Source organism: bacterium (genome assembly GCA_021372535.1).
GTDB lineage: Bacteria > Latescibacterota > Latescibacteria > Latescibacterales > Latescibacteraceae > JAFGMP01.
In genome coordinates this window covers 30,557-47,713 of the sequence record JAJFUH010000050.1, presented here as the reverse complement: position 1 = coordinate 47,713, position 17,157 = coordinate 30,557, and the positions used below count along the sequence as shown (strand labels likewise).

At 48.4% G+C, this 17,157-nt stretch carries 15 protein-coding genes and 1 pseudogene; 9 read left to right on the top strand and 7 right to left on the bottom strand.

Annotated elements, in window-relative coordinates; translation table 11 throughout:
- The first annotated feature begins 76 nt into the window (after window positions 1–76).
- The 7 genes and pseudogenes from LLG96_05565 to LLG96_05535 all read left to right on the top strand — a co-directional run bounded on the left by LLG96_05565 (window position 77) and on the right by LLG96_05535 (window position 6,462).
- Window positions 77–604 (top strand): V-type ATP synthase subunit K, encoded by a 528-nt coding sequence (locus LLG96_05565; GenBank protein ID MCE5249670.1) that lies wholly within the window; start codon window positions 77–79, stop codon window positions 602–604.
- Between the two features lie 24 nt (window positions 605–628).
- Window positions 629–1,219 carry a V-type ATP synthase subunit E gene (locus tag LLG96_05560; protein MCE5249669.1) on the top strand — a complete coding sequence of 197 codons (591 nt, stop codon included), beginning with the start codon at window positions 629–631 and terminating at the stop codon, window positions 1,217–1,219.
- Window positions 1,216–2,226 carry a hypothetical protein gene (locus tag LLG96_05555; GenBank protein MCE5249668.1) on the top strand — a complete coding sequence of 337 codons (1,011 nt, stop codon included), beginning with the start codon at window positions 1,216–1,218 and terminating at the stop codon, window positions 2,224–2,226. The genes LLG96_05560 and LLG96_05555 overlap by 4 nt, the downstream gene beginning before the upstream one ends.
- Window positions 2,219–2,563: a hypothetical protein gene (locus LLG96_05550; protein MCE5249667.1), complete on the top strand. Its 345-nt coding sequence runs from the start codon at window positions 2,219–2,221 to the stop codon at window positions 2,561–2,563. The genes LLG96_05555 and LLG96_05550 overlap by 8 nt, the downstream gene beginning before the upstream one ends.
- Before the next feature lie 102 nt (window positions 2,564–2,665).
- Entirely contained in the window at window positions 2,666–4,444 is a 1,779-nt protein-coding gene (locus LLG96_05545) for a V-type ATP synthase subunit A (protein MCE5249666.1), read from the top strand.
- Window positions 4,444–5,826 (top strand): annotated as a pseudogene (locus LLG96_05540) (V-type ATP synthase subunit B). The gene LLG96_05545 and the pseudogene LLG96_05540 overlap by 1 nt, the downstream one beginning before the upstream one ends.
- A gap of 6 nt (window positions 5,827–5,832) precedes the next feature.
- Window positions 5,833–6,462, top strand: a complete 630-nt coding sequence (locus LLG96_05535) for a V-type ATP synthase subunit D (GenBank protein MCE5249665.1) — start codon at window positions 5,833–5,835, stop codon at window positions 6,460–6,462.
- A gap of 468 nt (window positions 6,463–6,930) precedes the next feature.
- Here LLG96_05535 and LLG96_05530 read toward each other — a convergent pair whose 3' ends face one another.
- The 3 genes from LLG96_05530 to LLG96_05520 form a co-directional block, all read right to left on the bottom strand.
- Window positions 6,931–8,007 carry a calcium/sodium antiporter gene (locus LLG96_05530; protein ID MCE5249664.1) on the bottom strand — a complete coding sequence of 359 codons (1,077 nt, stop codon included), beginning with the start codon at window positions 8,005–8,007 and terminating at the stop codon, window positions 6,931–6,933.
- A 52-nt stretch (window positions 8,008–8,059) separates the two neighbouring features.
- Window positions 8,060–9,337, bottom strand: a complete 1,278-nt coding sequence (locus LLG96_05525; protein MCE5249663.1) for an ArsB/NhaD family transporter — start codon at window positions 9,335–9,337, stop codon at window positions 8,060–8,062.
- A gap of 191 nt (window positions 9,338–9,528) precedes the next feature.
- Entirely contained in the window at window positions 9,529–10,500 is a 972-nt protein-coding gene (locus LLG96_05520; GenBank protein ID MCE5249662.1) for a hypothetical protein, read from the bottom strand.
- A gap of 861 nt (window positions 10,501–11,361) precedes the next feature.
- Between LLG96_05520 and LLG96_05515 the strand changes: the two genes are divergently transcribed.
- Together LLG96_05515 and LLG96_05510 are read left to right on the top strand one after the other, a co-directional pair.
- The gene (locus tag LLG96_05515; GenBank protein ID MCE5249661.1) at window positions 11,362–11,580 is read left to right on the top strand and encodes a twin-arginine translocase TatA/TatE family subunit; all 219 of its coding nucleotides are present in this window, start codon (window positions 11,362–11,364) and stop codon (window positions 11,578–11,580) included.
- 348 nt (window positions 11,581–11,928) lie between these two features.
- A complete protein-coding gene (locus LLG96_05510; protein ID MCE5249660.1) occupies window positions 11,929–12,567 on the top strand; it encodes a hypothetical protein in 639 nt (212 codons plus the stop codon).
- Window positions 12,568–12,748: 181 nt separating this feature from the next.
- On the opposite strand, the gene LLG96_05505 is transcribed toward LLG96_05510, so the two are convergent.
- The 4 genes from LLG96_05505 to LLG96_05490 all read right to left on the bottom strand — a co-directional run bounded on the left by LLG96_05505 (window position 12,749) and on the right by LLG96_05490 (window position 17,023).
- Window positions 12,749–13,738: a Gfo/Idh/MocA family oxidoreductase gene (locus LLG96_05505; protein ID MCE5249659.1), complete on the bottom strand. Its 990-nt coding sequence runs from the start codon at window positions 13,736–13,738 to the stop codon at window positions 12,749–12,751.
- A 60-nt stretch (window positions 13,739–13,798) separates the two neighbouring features.
- On the bottom strand, window positions 13,799–14,368 hold the full coding sequence (locus LLG96_05500; GenBank protein MCE5249658.1) for a M48 family metallopeptidase: 570 nt from the start codon (window positions 14,366–14,368) through the stop codon (window positions 13,799–13,801).
- Window positions 14,369–14,613: 245 nt separating this feature from the next.
- Window positions 14,614–15,753 carry a THUMP domain-containing protein gene (locus tag LLG96_05495; GenBank protein MCE5249657.1) on the bottom strand — a complete coding sequence of 380 codons (1,140 nt, stop codon included), beginning with the start codon at window positions 15,751–15,753 and terminating at the stop codon, window positions 14,614–14,616.
- Between the two features lie 343 nt (window positions 15,754–16,096).
- Window positions 16,097–17,023: an amidohydrolase family protein gene (locus LLG96_05490; GenBank protein MCE5249656.1), complete on the bottom strand. Its 927-nt coding sequence runs from the start codon at window positions 17,021–17,023 to the stop codon at window positions 16,097–16,099.
- Between the last annotated feature and the right edge of the window lie 134 nt (window positions 17,024–17,157).

Sequence of the window (17,157 nt, the reverse complement as noted above, 5' to 3'; positions counted from 1 at the left end):
CCATAATAATAGAGAGAATTAATTCATATCACTCCTGATATTTTCAGGCAGGGTTTTCAAAAGGAGGAACACTATAATGTGGGAGCAGTTTATCAATACCTACTTCATTCATACCGGGGTAGGCTGGGCTGTTCTTGGCGGAATGGCAGCGGTTATGTTAGGGTGCGTCGGAAGTGCAATGGGAATCCGGATAGCCTGTTCGCAGGCTGCGGGGGTTCTTGCTGAAAAACCCGACCTGTTCGGAAAGCTTCTTGTCCTTATGGCCCTTCCCGGCACGCAGGGATTTTACGGTTTTATCTGTGCAATTTTCATTGCCATGAAAATCAATCTTATCGCATCGATCGATCAGGCAGTCAAACTCGCTCCTCCGATAGGAATAGGCCTCCTCTTTGTAGGTATCTGTGTCGGCGTTGTCCAGTTGATCAGCGCCATCAACCAGGGAATGACATCGGCGGCTTCGATCAATCTGGTCGGCAAAAGGCCCGATGAAGGCGGCCGGGCCATACTCTTTCCCGCACTCGTGGAAACCTATGCGGTTGTCGCGCTCCTCATCGGTATTCTCATGACATTCTGGCTCACTGCGCCGCTTTCCAGCCTGGGATAATTAATCCGCGGAAAGGAAGGAACAATGAGTTTCGATAAAGTTGAGAATGCGATCACGACCGATGCCCGGGCAGACGCGGATAAAATTCTTGCAGAAGCCCGTGGGGAAAGCGATGAACTTCTGGCGCAGTCTCGCGGAGAAAACCAGAAAACCCTCGACGAGGCTCTCCACCAGGCCGAAGCGGCAGCAGCCCGTGAAACCGCCCGTCAGATAGGACTTGCCCGTCATGAGGGACGGCTTGAGGTTCTTCAGGCGAAAAACCGGGTGATCGATGATATTTTCGGGATCGTTGCCGAAAAGCTTCAGTCGCTTGAAGCAAAGGAATATCTTGAACTGATCGAGGGATGGATACAGAGCCTGTCCCCGGAGATCAGCGGAACGCTGAAGGTGAATCCGCGCGATGCCGCCCTGCTGGACGGTGCATTTCTGAAACGCATCAATTCCGGTCGGTCTCCTCAGGGTACATTTACTTCTGTCAGCGCCGACAACCGGATATCGAGAGGATTTATCGTCGAGGGAGATACCTATATGGTTGATTTCACACTCGACAGAAAACTCAACGAGCTCCGTGAATCAATAGCGGGCGAACTTGCCAGGGAATTGTTTGAATCATGAATGAATACATGACACAAACCGGTTCATCGTTCCGGGCTACACCGGCCACCGACTGGAGCTATGTAAGCGGGCGGATAAGCGTACTGGAAACGGCTCTGCTCAACCGGAACTTTTTCGAAGGGCTGCTCAGGAGCCGCTCGCTGTCCGATGTACGCTCGTCGCTTGCGAAAACGCAATACCGTCAGCTTTTCACGTCGGACGAATCGATAAAGGATTATGCGAGTCTTCTTGCATCCTACGGTAAAGACCTGACAGACGGCATCATACATGATTCACCGCCGCACGTTCTGGTCTCATTTTTCGATGTTTTGCAACGGTATATCGTGTTCAGGACGCTTTTCCTCCGTGTCAGTGCACGGGGAGGGTCGGCTGCTGAACTCGAAAGCACGTTCGACACCCTGACGGAGACTCACGAAGAAGCCGAAGCGCTCGCCCTTCACAAAGCCCTGCTCAAAAGCCGTGAAGCGCCCCAGACTACCGATGCGGTTGGCAAATCGCTCTTTCTCGATTCGGCGGTCTGTACCCTCAGGCTCAGCCTTGCATCGCAGGCCCCGGAGCAATCGATCTCGACCCTTCTCGGTACCATGGCCGTGCTCCAGACATGGACCGCTGTTCTGAGAAGCCGCTGGAACGGCACTCCTGCCGAGGTGATCCAGAAGTGGTTTGTCGTGCCCGATATGTATACCGCCATGATACGGGATACCGCGCTCCTCTCCGAATCAAATCCCGCCGAAGCGCTTGCGGGAAAGGTTTCCGATACCGTTTTCAGGAAACTCCGCGCCGAGGGAACGGAGAAACTGCGTCAGAATATCGATGCCTGCACCCAGGAAGTGATCCGTGATGAAGCGATTGAATACAGGGGAATACCATATGGACCTGAAAAGGTTCTCGTATTTCTGGCTGCATATGCTGTCGAGCAGGAGAATCTCCGGCTGGCGCTCGCTTCTCTGGTCAACGGAATCGAGCCCAGGGCTGCAATGGAAACACTGAGGAGAGAATATGCCTAAAGTCGTCGTGATCGGCCGCCGTGCGGATATACTCCCGTTCAAGGCCCTGGGGAGCGAGCTCGTGGAAATCGAGGATGAAACGAAAGTCGCCCCCGTACTGAGCGAAATCAAGCGTTCACCGGAGCCCGTCATGGTCATGATGACCGAAGACCTGGCAGGCAAATGTTCCGAAGCGATCACGGATTTCCGTGAAAATGCCATGAACATGCTCCTTCCCATACCGACACTGTCGGTAACACCGGGAGCGAGAATGGAGGAGGTGCGGTCGCTTGTGGCGCGTGCACTCGGAGTCGATCTGCTCGGGCAGAAATACTCACAGCCGGACGGACAGACATAACAAACAGCGAAGGCCGGAGCCATGACATTGTTGCGCTCGAATATGTAAGGTATTTTATAATAGATACTTATGAGCTCATAAGCATAATGGAAGGACTTTATTATGGTTGATACAAGGTCAGAGGGAACGGTTATCAAAGTGAGCGGTCCCCTGGTCGTTGCACGGGGTCTCAGCGGATCGAGGATGTTCGAGATGGTCCGTGTCGGCAAGCTCGGGCTTTTCGGAGAGATTATCGAAATAAAAGGTAATAACTACTCGATTCAGGTCTACGAGGAAACGGAAGACATCGCACCGGGAGAGCCGGTTGTTCCCACGGGACTTCCGCTCAGTGTGGAACTCGGACCGGGACTCCTGACATCCATATATGATGGTGTCCAAAGGCCGCTCAATGTTCTGATGGAACAGTACGGAAATTTTATCGTGCGTGGCGCGGAAAGCCCGGCGCTCGACCGTAAGAAAAAATGGGCATTTACCCCGACCATAAAAGCGGGAGATGAGGTTGGCACGGGGGATATTCTCGGAACGGTACAGGAGACCGAGCTTATCGTCCACCGCATCATGGTACCGCCCGGTGTACAGGGGAAAATCAAGTCGATCACTCCCGGCGAATTCACCGTCGAGGAGACCATCGCCGTTCTCGCAACGGAAACCGGCGATTATAACGCCACGCTCATGCAGCGCTGGCCTGTAAGAATATCGAGGCCGCGAGCCGACAAGCTTCCTCCCGTCATCCCGCTTATCACCGGTCAGCGGATTATCGACATGTTCTTCCCCATGACCAAGGGGGGCACCGGGTGCGTTCCCGGACCCTTCGGGAGCGGAAAGACTGTTGTCCAGCACCAGCTTGCGAAATGGTCGGATACCGATATTATCATCTTTATCGGCTGCGGCGAGCGCGGAAACGAGATGACCGACGTTCTTCTCGAATTCCCTCACCTCAAGGACCCATCGAGCGGCAAACCCCTCATGGAGCGTACCGTTCTCGTGGCCAATACCTCGAACATGCCCGTTGCGGCGCGCGAGGCGTCGGTGTTCACCGGAATCACCATTGCGGAGTACTTCCGCGACATGGGCTACGATGTGGCCCTTATGGCGGATTCCACGAGCCGCTGGGCCGAAGCAATGCGTGAAATGTCGGGCCGTCTCGAGGAGATGCCCGGCGAGGAAGGGTATCCCGCATACCTGTCGAGCCGTCTGGCCGCATTCTATGAACGCTCGGGACTCGTAACCTGCCTCGGCAAGGATAAGCGCAAGGGGAGCATCAGCATCATCGGAGCGGTATCGCCTCCGGGCGGTGACCTTGCCGATCCCGTAGTACAGGGCACACTCCGTGTGACGAAAGTGTACTGGGGTCTCGATGACCAGCTGGCTTTCCAGCGGCATTTCCCGGCAATCAACTGGCTTTCGAGTTATTCGCTCTACCAGGAAGTCGTCGACAACTGGGCGGATAAAAACGTTTCACCGTCATGGCCTAAAAACCGCCAGGAAGCCATGAGCATGCTGAAACGCGAAGCAGACCTCCAGGAACTCGTCCGTCTGGTCGGTATGGACTCTCTGTCACCGACCGATCGCCTGCTCCTCGAAGCTGCCCGGATGGTGCGCGAGGATTTCCTGCACCAGAATGCATTCGATGATATCGATACCTATACATCCATGGTCAAGCAGTCGCACATGCTCAATATTATCATGGACTTTTATCACCAGGCTTCCGATGCTCTCTCGAAGGGTGTCGATCTCGACACAATGCTCGATCTGCCGGTACGTGTGGAAATAAGCCGCGCCAAGCTGATCGAGGAAACAAAGCTCGACGCATTCGATACCCTCAGAACAAAAATCAAGGACGAATTTAACGCTCTGCTGACGGAGACAAAACATTCATGATAACCGCATCAAAAGAATTCCGAACGGTTGAAAACATAGTCGGCCCCCTCATCCTTGTTAAAGGCGTCGGAAATGTCGGCTATGGTGAAATCGCCGAGATAAAAATGCCGGACGGTACTATTCGGCGCGGTAAGGTTCTCGAAACCCGTGAGGACACGGTACTGGTTCAGGTTTTCGAGGGCACAAGCGGACTCGAACCCGCGACAACACAGATTCGTTTTACCGGAAAAGGCTTGGAAATCGGGCTTTCACCCGATATGGTGGGACGTATTTTCAATGGATTCGGCCAGCCGATCGACGGCGGCCCTCCGATTATCCCCGAAAAATATACCAACGTGAACGGCATTCCGATGAACCCGTATGCCCGTGACTTTCCGAACGAGTTCATCCAGACAGGCATATCGACCATCGATGTTCTCAATCCGCTTGTCCGCGGACAGAAGCTTCCGGTGTTCTCGGGCAACGGACTTCCCCACAACCGCATTGCGGCGCAGATCGCCCGTCAGGCGACCGTTCTCAAGTCGGGCGAGAAATTCGGCGTTGTATTCACTGCAATGGGGATTACATTCGAGGAAGCGAATTTCTTTATCGAGGATTTCAGACGGACAGGCGCGCTCGAACGCTCGGTGCTGTTCATCAACCTTGCCAACGACCCGCCGATCGAACGTATCGCTGTGCCCCGCATGGCGCTCACAACGGCGGAGTATCTTGCATACGAGCTCGAAATGCATGTGCTCGTGATTCTGACCGACATGACGAATTACTGCGAAGCGCTCCGGGAGATATCGGCCGCGCGGAAAGAGGTTCCGAGCCGTCGCGGCTATCCCGGGTACCTCTACACCGACCTCTCGACCATCTAAGAGCGTGCGGGACGTATCCAGGGTAAAGGTGGATCGATCACACAGATTCCTATCCTTACCATGCCCGAGGACGACAAAACTCACCCGGTTCCCGACCTGACAGGGTACATCACCGAAGGCCAGATCATCCAGAGCCGTCCCCTCCACACGCAGGGAATTTATCCGCCCGTGGATGTGCTGCCCTCGCTGTCCCGTCTCAAGGACAAGGGAATCGGCAAAGGCAAAACCCGTGAAGATCATTCCGGTGTCATGAATCAGCTTTACGCAGGATATGCACGCGGCAAGAATGCGGAAGAGCTTGCAGTGGTGCTCGGTGAATCGGCGCTCACCCCGCTGGACCTTCTTTACATGGAATTTGCCAAACATTTCGAGGCTGAATTCATTACTCAGGGCGAACACGAAAACCGTTCCATCGTGGAATCACTCGATCTCGGGTGGAAACTGCTCGGCATTCTTCCCAAAACCGAGCTCAAGCGTATCCGTCCCGAATACGTTGAAAAGTACTATAAAGCGGCAAAGTGAGAAGCTATGCAGATAAAAATCAACCCGACACGAATGGCTCTGCTCGGGCTTCGCAAGCGTTTTGTCGTTGCGCGGCGCGGTCACAAGCTGCTCAAGGATAAGCTTGAAGGGCTTCTCCAGGCATTCATGCCTATTGTCGAGGAATACGGCCGTCTCAGAAAGCAGGTCGACCGTGAGCTTCCTGCGACGCTCCATCTTTTTATCCTCGCCGGCGCATCATCGGACGAAAAGGCTATCGAAGCCGCTCTCGACGAGTACGAAACCAGGCTCGACATGGACATAGCGAAAAAAATCATCATGAGCGTTCCCATGCCGGAGCTGACCCTTAAAGGGTTCGATATACGCAACACCTACAGCACGGTATCGACAAAAGCCGATTTCGACCGCGCCAGCAACTCGCTCCGCGCCCTCTTCCCCCTGCTCCTGAAACTCGCCAATCTCGAGGAGGCAGTCCTCCGCATGGCTCAGGAGATCGAAAAGACACGCCGGCGGGTGAATGCGCTCGAATATGTGCTTATCCCGACGCTCGGTTCGGCCATCAAATCAATTTCAAACAAGCTCGAGGAAAACGACCGCGCCGACCGCGCACGGCTCATGAAAATCAAGGATATGCTCAGCATGGGAGAGATGGGTTAGAAAGTGCGCGTGGGGAAAATTGCTGCTTTTGATTACACGATAATCCATCTTTACCGGTTACAATGACGGAAGATTGCATAGGGCGTTTTGTGGTGGACTGTCGTGAGGGATTGTGAGCAGAAATCCTGAGCTGATACATGTTGTTTAACATAAATCCGATTTTTTAAAATATACTTCCCGCCTTACCTTTTTATCGGTAAAACCTCCTTATATCATCATTTCGAAAAATAATAACGGCCTGTTATTTTTGAATTTTCATATTGTAAATTAGAAAAATGACAAGCGCCAGGAAAAATACCAGAACCAGCAATTGCTCCAAGCTCATTCCAAACATAATTTTTCCCTTCAGAATTGTAGTTTTACTTCAACCGCACAAGACGTTTGAACATACTTATAAATCAATACCATTTTTTAACAGCAGTGATGTGAAACGCACATGCCTCCGCATCGGTAACTCAGGCATCAGACTTACCCATCACCTGATTGCCCCCTGAAACTCTGCAAAAGTGATCCTCCCAACACCAGCACCGTAAGCGGAATAACAAACATCATCATGACGCTGTTGAACACGGGCAGTGCATTATGATGTGACGAGGCCATTATAAGATAGAGCGTATATGCGCCATAATAACCGAGGAAAAGCGCCCCTTCCCACCGCGCTATGATTCTCCCGGTAAAAAAAACCGGCAGACACACTACCGCAGCCGCGACCATGACGGGAATGTCAAAATGGAGCGCCGATGGCGCGACACGGATACCGTCCGGGGCAATGGATGCTGAAACACCGAGCACCGACAGTATGTTGAAAATGTTACTTCCCACGACATTGCCGACGGCGATGTCACGTTCCCTGCGGATGCTGGCAACGATCGACGTGGCAACTTCAGGAAGCGAGGTGCCTGCTGCAACGATGGTCAGACCCACCACGAGCTCGCTCAATCCCAGTGTATGGGCAATCACAATCGCACTTTGCACGAGCCACCGTGACCCGATAACGAGAAGTACCAAACCTGAAAGAAGCAGCACAATCTGGAGTATAAAATAATAAATTGTCACATCTTTCGTTGATCCGGCTGCCTGAACCGATCCGGGCTCCTCAACAGTTTTTGAGCCTTTACGGAAAAGCCAGGCCGTATATGCCACGATTCCGGAAAACAGTATAATCCCGTCCGCTCTGCCGATTTTTCCGTCAAGGCTCATCATGAATAAAAGAATCGAGACACCGATCATTATCGGGACATCAAACCGTACAAGCTGATGAGAAACCCTGAGAGGGACAATGAGAGCTGATATACCGAGGATTAAGAGTACGTTGAAGATATTACTGCCGACAACATTGCCGAGCGCGATATCCGCCTGACCGAGAAACGCGGATTGAACACTTACCGCCAGTTCGGGGAAACTGGTTCCGAACGCAACCACGGTAAGTCCGATGACGAGGGATGAAATTCTGACCGCTGCCGCAAGCCGCGATGCGCCGCGTACGAGCATCTCGGCGCCAAGAACGAGCGCTCCGAGTCCAAGGATGAAAAAGATCATGGTCATACGCTGCGCCAACCTCTCCTTTACAGAAAAGCAGAACAGGAAATGCGTATCGTCATAACAGATATCTTACATATATATAGATAGTTGTGACAATGAGAGAAATGACGGTGTAGATAACTCCGTATTTTGTAAAATCCATGAATGTAATGGTATACCCGTTTTTTTGGGCGATACCGGCCGAAATGACATTGGCTGAAGCGCCGACCAGGGTGAGATTTCCGCCGAGACAGGCGCCTGCGGAAAGCGACCACCAGAGTACGTTGCCGACTGACGGATCGATATGTAAGTTCAAGTCCTTGATCAGTGGAATCATTGTCGCAACAAACGGGATATTGTCGATGAATCCGGACAGGATACCCGATCCCCAGACAATGGTAATTGCCGCGGTCTTAATATTACCTCCGGACAATTTTGTCATTCCATGCGCAAGATAATTGATAACACCGAGCTCTTCGAGCGTTCCGACCATAATAAAAAGCCCGACAAAAAAGAATATGGTCGTCCATTCGACCTCGCCGAAAATTTCATCAGGTTTGTTTTTCGTGATTACCATAAGCACCGTGGCACCGAAAACCGCTACGATCGCCGGATCAAGATTTATCACATTATAAAATAAGAATCCTGCGATCACGAGCCCAAGTACGACGAGGGACTTAATAAGAAACGGCTTGTCGGTGATTGTCTTTGTTTCATCAAACTCCATAATACGTGCCCGGCGTTCAAAAGGTACGACAAGAACTTTTTTGAACAATACATAGGTAATACCAACACTGCCCACCATTATGACAAGAATAAGCGGGCTCAGGTTGAATATAAACGCGTTAAACGTCAGATTTGCGCCATAAGCTATCATGATATTGGGAGGATCGCCGATCAATGTGGCAGTACCGCCGATATTCGATGCAACGGCAAGCAGAATAAGAAACGGAACAGGTGAAATACCGAGCTCGACTGCAATCAGGATTGAAACCGGGCCTAAAATCATGATAGTTGTAACATTGGGAAGGAATGCCGATATCACTGCCGTAATAACCATAAGTAAAATAAGAATTTTTATCGGATCGCCTTTAACCATCTTTGAGGATTTTATGGCTAGATATTGAAAAACACCGGTCTTTTTCAGAATATTGACGATAATCATAGTGGAGATAAGAATGGATATGACTTTCAGATCAACTTTGCTGAAGGCTGTATCGACGGGAATGATTTTTAAAACAAGAAAAAGTCCTGCACCTAAAAGGGCAATATATGCTTTATTTATCAATTCAAATGAAATAATGAGATATACAACCACAAAAACAGCGATAGTTGTAATCACCTGAAAGTTCATACTATCAATCCTTTAACCGGGAAACAGTCAAACAAGTATATATTTATCCTCAATGCATATAATACGCTTCTTCCAAGGTAAAAAGAAGGATTTACGGACTTCCGCAAATCCTTCTTTTAAAGCAGCAGTGTTATTATTATAAAATAATCAGAACCAGCATGTCAATACTGATGCGTACCTGTCGCAGGAATTTATCCCTTGACCACTATGGCCACATACGGAATCTTCCAGAATTTTTCAGGATTGACCACGGTCAGGACCGACTTGCCTTTTTCCGTTTCTTCCAGCTTATAGCTCGAATCACTCCGAAGCGGAAACAGTTTTACATCTTTAGCGCTGCAGTTGACCGCGAATACTTTCTGTTTGGTTATATCAATTTTCGTGAAAGCAGCCGTGTCAAATTCACCGGCAAGATCAACGCTCTTCTTCTGGTAGAATCTGCCGCTTTCTGAAAGAATGTTTTCCGCTTTCAGTTCATCCTTGCTGCCGATCACATAATAAGCAGTATTTCTGGTCTCCTCGAGAACATTCCTGGTGTCCTGAAGATCAGCTCTGGTCTGATCGAGATCGCCTTGTGCAACCTTGAGGTTATCTTCGGTAGTTTTCAGAGAATACTGTGTATTTTTAATAATGACATCTTTCTCTTCAATAGTGCTTCTCAATTCAGCTATCGATTTTTCATTCTTCTCTATTTCTTTCTTGAGGGAAGTTACCATCTTCTCAAGAGACTTGATTCTGATATCGGTTTTTTTCATTTTGGCCAACAGACCTTCGACATCTTTTTTATCCTGCTGGAGCTGTCCCTCAATAGCGGTAATGTCATTAATGATCTGGGCTTTCTGTGTATTATTTACCTCTGAACGTGTAACGATATCGCTGATAGCGACCTGTTTTTTACGGACATCCTGGAGTTTGTTGGCAACTTCATTGATGGTATCGGTGATTTCGGTAATGGAAGCTTTGAGTTTCTGCTGTTCGGTCTCACCTGCAAGCTTTTCCTGCTGCAATACACTTATCTGATTGTTTTTATTGTTGATTGACCAGAACTGCCAGGCTGACAGAGCGGCAAGAACGACTAACAATCCAATAAACACATATAATTTGGTGTTATTGGATTGTTTGACAAACTCCGTACTCGATTTTTCAGATGACAGAGCATCCATAGTAGTACCTCCTCCTGAAAATTGTTGTGATTTTGAAACACACGCGCATAATACAACTTATTGATAATACGCGATTTATTTAAATACACTTATAAAAAAAACGCTCAAAATACTTTCAAGCGCTCACTTCCAGCATTACCTATGTATGAAACCGTATGGTAACTCGACCCCACCCCCCTTCACCGGTTACGTTGTTAGAATGGTACTGTTTGAATAAAATCAAACAGTATTATTAAGGTCGTTTAAATTGCAGCGATAATATACTAGAAAATTCTAATCTGTCAATAAAATATTTTTTTGCACGAATTTTGATTGATAATGCTTATAACTAATTGATTTGTAATATTATATATATAATCTATATATAATTATATAACTTATTTAAAGAAAAATATTTGTATTTTTTTATTGCTTTTTTATTTTTTTCCATTTAAAATGAAAGGTTAAATATAAATATATTTTTCGCTGAATTTTACTCAATTCATTATTATTTATTATATTTATAATCTAAATTATAATTCATAAATTTCTTCTTTTATATTTTATAAATATATATTATATTGTATTGATATGAAATATTCTCACATTATTATCAAATACCGGATATTATCTTCGGTTATTCAAAGAATAATAAAAGACCGCTCTATTCTTTTTAATTCTGCTGCTCCCTTTATTCTCTTTTGTGTTAATACTCCTCTTTTCTTCAACCTCAAGGATAATTTTACATAGTCTTCTTTCCGAGCCGCAATACCGTTTGAACAGTCCATGTATCACCTGCTTTGTCGTATCCGGCAAAGCGGGTGTATCCATAATACTATATTTATACCCAATGTATAACTTTGAAGATGGGAAGGTGGCAATATGTTTGGTGTCGGTCCATCAGAACTGATACTCATATTTATGGTTATTCTTCTTCTTTTCGGCGCAAAACGAATACCTGAAATCGCCCGTGGACTTGGCAAGGGAATCAATGAATTTAAAAAAGCAGCACATGAAATCACCGATGAGATAGATACGACATCATTGTCAACTGCTCAAGAAAAAACAGTAAAAATGGACAGAAAGGAGAAAACTGTATAAATCTCGATACTGAAGCCGTTTCACCAGTGCATGCGGCCGTTAACAGTATCCGGAAACTAATATGAACTACATGAGACTTGAATGAGGCGGAGAGAAAAACGTGTCCATTACATACTTCGTTTTCAGTAATCGGTAAAGCCTCATCGTGGATTCCCGTTAGTGGCATGTACCGGACTTACATGAATACGGTTTGGGAAAGAGACACCGAGAGAATATGGCGTTACCGTTCAGGCAGCAATGCTTTGAAACGCGCGAAGTCTGAGTCTTATATCTTGTTCGTATTTTATTTTCATGAACATGGAAATGTTTGAGTTCCATGAAACCGAAAAATGAAAGGATTATCAAGCCATGAAAAACAAAATGCTCTTAGCTGCTGTTGCCATGATAGTAATGGCAAGTATAATGATATTTACCGGTTGTGCAAAGCCTCCGACAGAACAGGTTACCGCGCTCCAGAACGATATGCAGAATGTTGAAACCAAAGGCGCAAAGATTTTCGCCCCCGACCAGTACGCACAGATATCAAAGAAGATGAATGAGCTACAGGGTATGATGGACCAGAAAAAATTCGGTCCCGCCACCGCTCTTGCGGATTCTTTAAAAGCGGATATTACTGCTCTTATTACCGCGACAACAACGAACGGTAAAAAAGTTGCCGGACAAGCAGTACTCGATGTGAACGCCGAGATAGAAAAGATGAAATCATTCCTCGCTCCCGAAACTGCCAAACTGCTCGGTGCGGCTGACAGTAAATCGTTCGCCGATGAAATCACCGCATTCGAGAGCCAGCTCCAGGCACTCAAAACCGACCTCGATAATTCCTCCTTCGTGAAGGTATATGACGATTCCAATTCACTGAAAGGCAAGATCGCCGCTTCCATGCAGACTGCCCAGCAGAAAATTGAGGCTGCAAAAGCATTAGAGATGGAGAAGGCAGCCAAATCCAAAGCTAAACCGAAGGCGAAGGCAGCTCCCCGTAAAAAGTAACACATCGTGCTGTTTCACATTTCCAAAACAGAACATGGCAGCATCCAGAGTCAAAAAGACCCGGATCCAATGGTTTCCGGGTCTTTTTACGAATTGGGCAGCACTGTTCCGCCCTGAAAGTGTTCAATCTTCACAGACCGGGCTTATTGTCGGAGTAATCGGCTGAATCTAAAGGATAGCGTCACCCCACCGTTTCCCATGTTCCCGACTTTTCCGATCTGAAAAACGCATCCAGAACCATGCAGTTATTGACCGCATCCTCAGGAGGCACCGGAACCGGCCCGCCCTTCCGAACTGCCTCCGAAAACTCCCCAAACTGGAGACCGTACTGATCGACGGGATCGAACCGCACCTCACGGACACCGACACCCGTGGACACCGTGACCGCAGCGGGAACGTCATCGAAGGTGTTGAAGGGAATATGAACCAGTATCCTTCCGCCCGAGCCATGAATATCCACTTTCTGATGCGGGAATGCCTGGGTGCTTACGGTAAAGAGGGCATGCCCTTCGGGGAAATCCATGAGACCGGAGGTCAGCACATCTGTTTTGAACGACGTATCCCGGGCGATGAGACTCAATACTCTTTCAGGCTCGCAGCCATAAACATACCGTGCCGTAGAGACAGCATAGCATCCGATATCATAGAGGGCGCCGCCTCCTGTTTCGAGCATGTTCCTGATGTTGCGGGGATCGGTGTTGTTATAGCTGAAATAGGTATGGACAGCCCTGACGGTTCCGATATTTCCGGTAATGATCAGTTCCCTGACCCGTCTCCACTGCGGATGGAACCGGTACATGAAAGCTTCCATGAGGAGCACATTTCTGCTCCGTGTATAATCGACGGCTTCTTGGGCTTCCGCAGCATCGAGCGTGAGCGGTTTTTCGCAGAGGATATGTTTCCCCGCATCCGCGGCTTTTTTTATCCATTCGAGATGGATATGATTGGGAAGGGGAATGAATACCGCCTCGATCGACTTATCCGCGAGTAGTTCCTCATAGGAAGAAAAAGAACGCGGTATCCCGAATTTCCCGGATATCTGCCGTGCCTTTTCAGGATTGCGGGATGCAATGCCATAAAGCTCTACCATTTCTGTCTTCTGCATGGGCAGGATTATTCTCATGACCGCATGCTTCCCTACCCCGATAATTCCCCATCGTACCGGTTTCACTGTTTCCCCCTTTCAGAACATGTATCTGTATTTAGTTGCTTCGTTATATGCTCCGTTCGTTTAAAGTATTTCAATGCAATATTTTTTCAACCGTTTACTGAGAAGCCGCGCATCACTTATGTGCCTGTTCATCTCCGTCCAGAAATCAATGCTGTGGTTCTTGATGCGTGTATGAACAAGCTCGTGTATAAGCACATAATCGATCAGATCATCCGGCAGTTTCACAAGGTTCATATTGAGGCTGATACTGTTTTTTGACGAACAGCTTCCCCAGCGAGTCCTCTGGTTTCGTATGGTCACTTTTTTAAAAGGCAGACCATGCTGAATGGACAGTTCACGAAGTCTTCGCACGAGCTTTCGCGCTGCTTCAATCGGGTCGATGCCGATGTTATCGACGGACTGCTTTTTATGATAATGCTCACTTTTTTTCATCCGCGCCAGATGTTTCAGTATCCATGGTATTTTTGCATGGACGATGGTGAGGGCATTTTCGAAGGTAACTCCATACGGGACAGCAACACGTACGCCTCTCACCGGTTTAATCGAAATGACGAGGTGCCTGGCCCGTCTGCTCCTTTCAAAGAACACCGGACCTATCCTGTCAATTTCAATCGTGGCGGAACCCGCCATAAATAACACCCTCCTTCTCTTTTATTTTCATCGGTTTTCTATCGGGGAATCGCTCTTTTATCTTCAACAGTACTTCAAGAAAAACATTGATACCGATATCCGGAACAGATGCCGAAATAAATTCGGTATGACGAAATCCGTCGATATTGTCCATACACCGGGGTAATAAAAAGCATAATCGGATCAAACAGTTTCATGATGCCCTGTCGCTGCGAACGGTGAAATATGAGGGATTACGCCCAATGTTAATACATGTCGAACCGGGCCAGCCTGCCATCGAGACCGCCGTTTTTGAGCGGCTTTTTCCATGCGGGTCTCAACCCGATATACCTGATAAGGTTTCTGTCCCCGAAATAAATATACACCGTCGAATCCTTGCAGCGCTGTTTCAGAAACACGCCGAACGCTCCGTATATCGCGGCAATATCCTCGTCTTTCCCGCTCCGTATGCCATAGGGGGGATTACAGACAATCACCGAATGCTCCAAAGCGGAAATTTTATTGAAATCCGTTACCTGCAGCGACACATGTTTCCCTCCCGGCAGGCTCCGGATATTGGCCGACGCGGCTTTAATGGCTTCACGATCGCTGTCGCTTCCCGCCAAGAGACCTTCCGGCAACGGTCGGATAAGATGACCGGCATCTTTTCTGACCGATTCCCATACGTTTTTATCAAATTCAGGCAGCAGCTCGAATCCGAAATGGTTCCGTAATATCCCGGAAGGTATACGGCAGTACCGAAGGAGCGCCTCGGCGAGCAGGGTGCCGGAGCCGCACATGGGATCGTACAGCGGCTGCGTTCCATCCCAGTCCGAAAGACGGATAATCGCCGCAGCAAGCGTTTCCTGCATGGGCGCCTCGACCGAAACGGAACGGTATCCGCGACGGTGGAGCGACCCGCCGGAAGTATCGAGACTTATGACAGCCCGGTTATTCTCGATATGCAGATTGATCCATACATCGGGATCGATGGTATCGACCGACGGCCGTGAACCGCACCGCTCACGGAACCAGTCAACGATTGCATCTTTCAGGCACAACGCGGCATACTGCGAATGGGAAATGGTGCTGTTCGCCACGGTAGCGAAAACGGCGAAGGTTTTATCGACCGTAAAAAAATCCGTCCACTCAATCGACCGTGCCGTCCGATACAGATATTTTGTGCTGTGACATTTGAATACCTTCAATGGCGCAAGAATCCGCGATACAAGCCGTGACACATAATTAATACGGTAAAGAGTGCCCAAATCCGCTTCAAAATAGATACCACGGTATGCGGTTTTGATATTCCGGGCGCCCAGCTCGTGAAGCTCTTCCGCCCCGAGGTCCTCCAGGCCATCGGCTATCTGGGCAAAATATCTGTTCGTAAGCTGGTAGGTATACATCACCCTTCTTTTCGTCAGTGTCTAATACCGATTTTCTGCCCGGCACAACAGTTTTTTATCACTTTTATCAGGATATTGCTTCGGCGATTAAACAGTGATATCGGATGACGTCATGCCGAACTTGTTTCGGCATCTATTCCTGCTATTGGTATCATTATTTATCCGCCGGAGCAATAATTCAAAAAATCTTACCACAAAGACACTAAGACACAAATACATACAAAAGAATGTATAGACTATCTTTAGAATTATTGATCGTTCACATTGAAACAGAGAAAAAAACAAATCCGCGAAAATCCGCGTTCCATTGATTTTTTTCGAATCGGTCGGGTTAAATATCATGCTATTTTTTCAGATACTTTTCCGGATCGATACCGTGTATACGGGCAATCGTCTCGTAATAGCATTTTTTACGTGTCGCTTCGTCCACCCCGCAGGCATCGAGCATCTTGTTGAAACGGATAATGTTTTCCTCAAGCGCTTCGGGGTCTTCGTCCGTGGCGAAAACGATTTTCTGAAACGCCGGAACAGCGTCTTTAGGCATATGGGCCTTCCCGATATAGGGAGTCCACCAGAGGTATTCCTTCCAGATACCCGGATTATTATCTTTCTTGATGAGCGAGGAACCGGTCATGTCAAAGAACAGGTTTCCGTTTCTCCTCGTCGCTTCTCCCGCCTCGTCATACCAGGGATTGCCGAAATGAGCAGCGTGGATGATGAGATTGGGGAATCTGGACGCGATTGTCGCGAGATACCCCGGCCGCATACGGGCCATCATGCCGTTGGCAAGAATTCCGGTGTGCGGCGCTATGGGGAGATTGAGCTTCTCTGCAAGAGCCCATATGGGATCGTATTTCGGATCATCGTAATTCCACTGGTGGACGGCAAACAGCTCGCCGAGACCCTGAAATCCCATATCTTTCACTTTTTGTATATCCTTGAGCACTGTGGGACTGTCGATATCAATGGCGGCATAAGGGATTACCCGATCGGGATGAGCCTGTGCAAAGGCAATTCCCCTGTCGAGGTCTTTCATGTTGACGAGGATGCATCCCATTGCATTAAATTTCCCGAAAATCTCCAGAAAGGATTTCTCCCATTCGTCCGTTGCCCGGTAATGGATGTGCGAATCGATGATAAATCCGGGTGTTGAAAGATTCGGCGCCTGCGGAGGTGGCGCAGCTTCTGTTTTTTCCTGCGCCTGCTGACCGCAGCCCATGAGATATATCATCAGAAACAAACCTGTCAGGATTCTGATTTTACCGTACATCTCCGTTTCTCCCTTCTGCATGTGTGATAGTTTAAGAGGGCTGTGAAAAAGGATTTTTTTCACAAGCCCCATGACGAAATGTGTTGTTTTGTTGCTGTCAAAAACATGTAAATCGGTACTTCGTGCCGACTCTT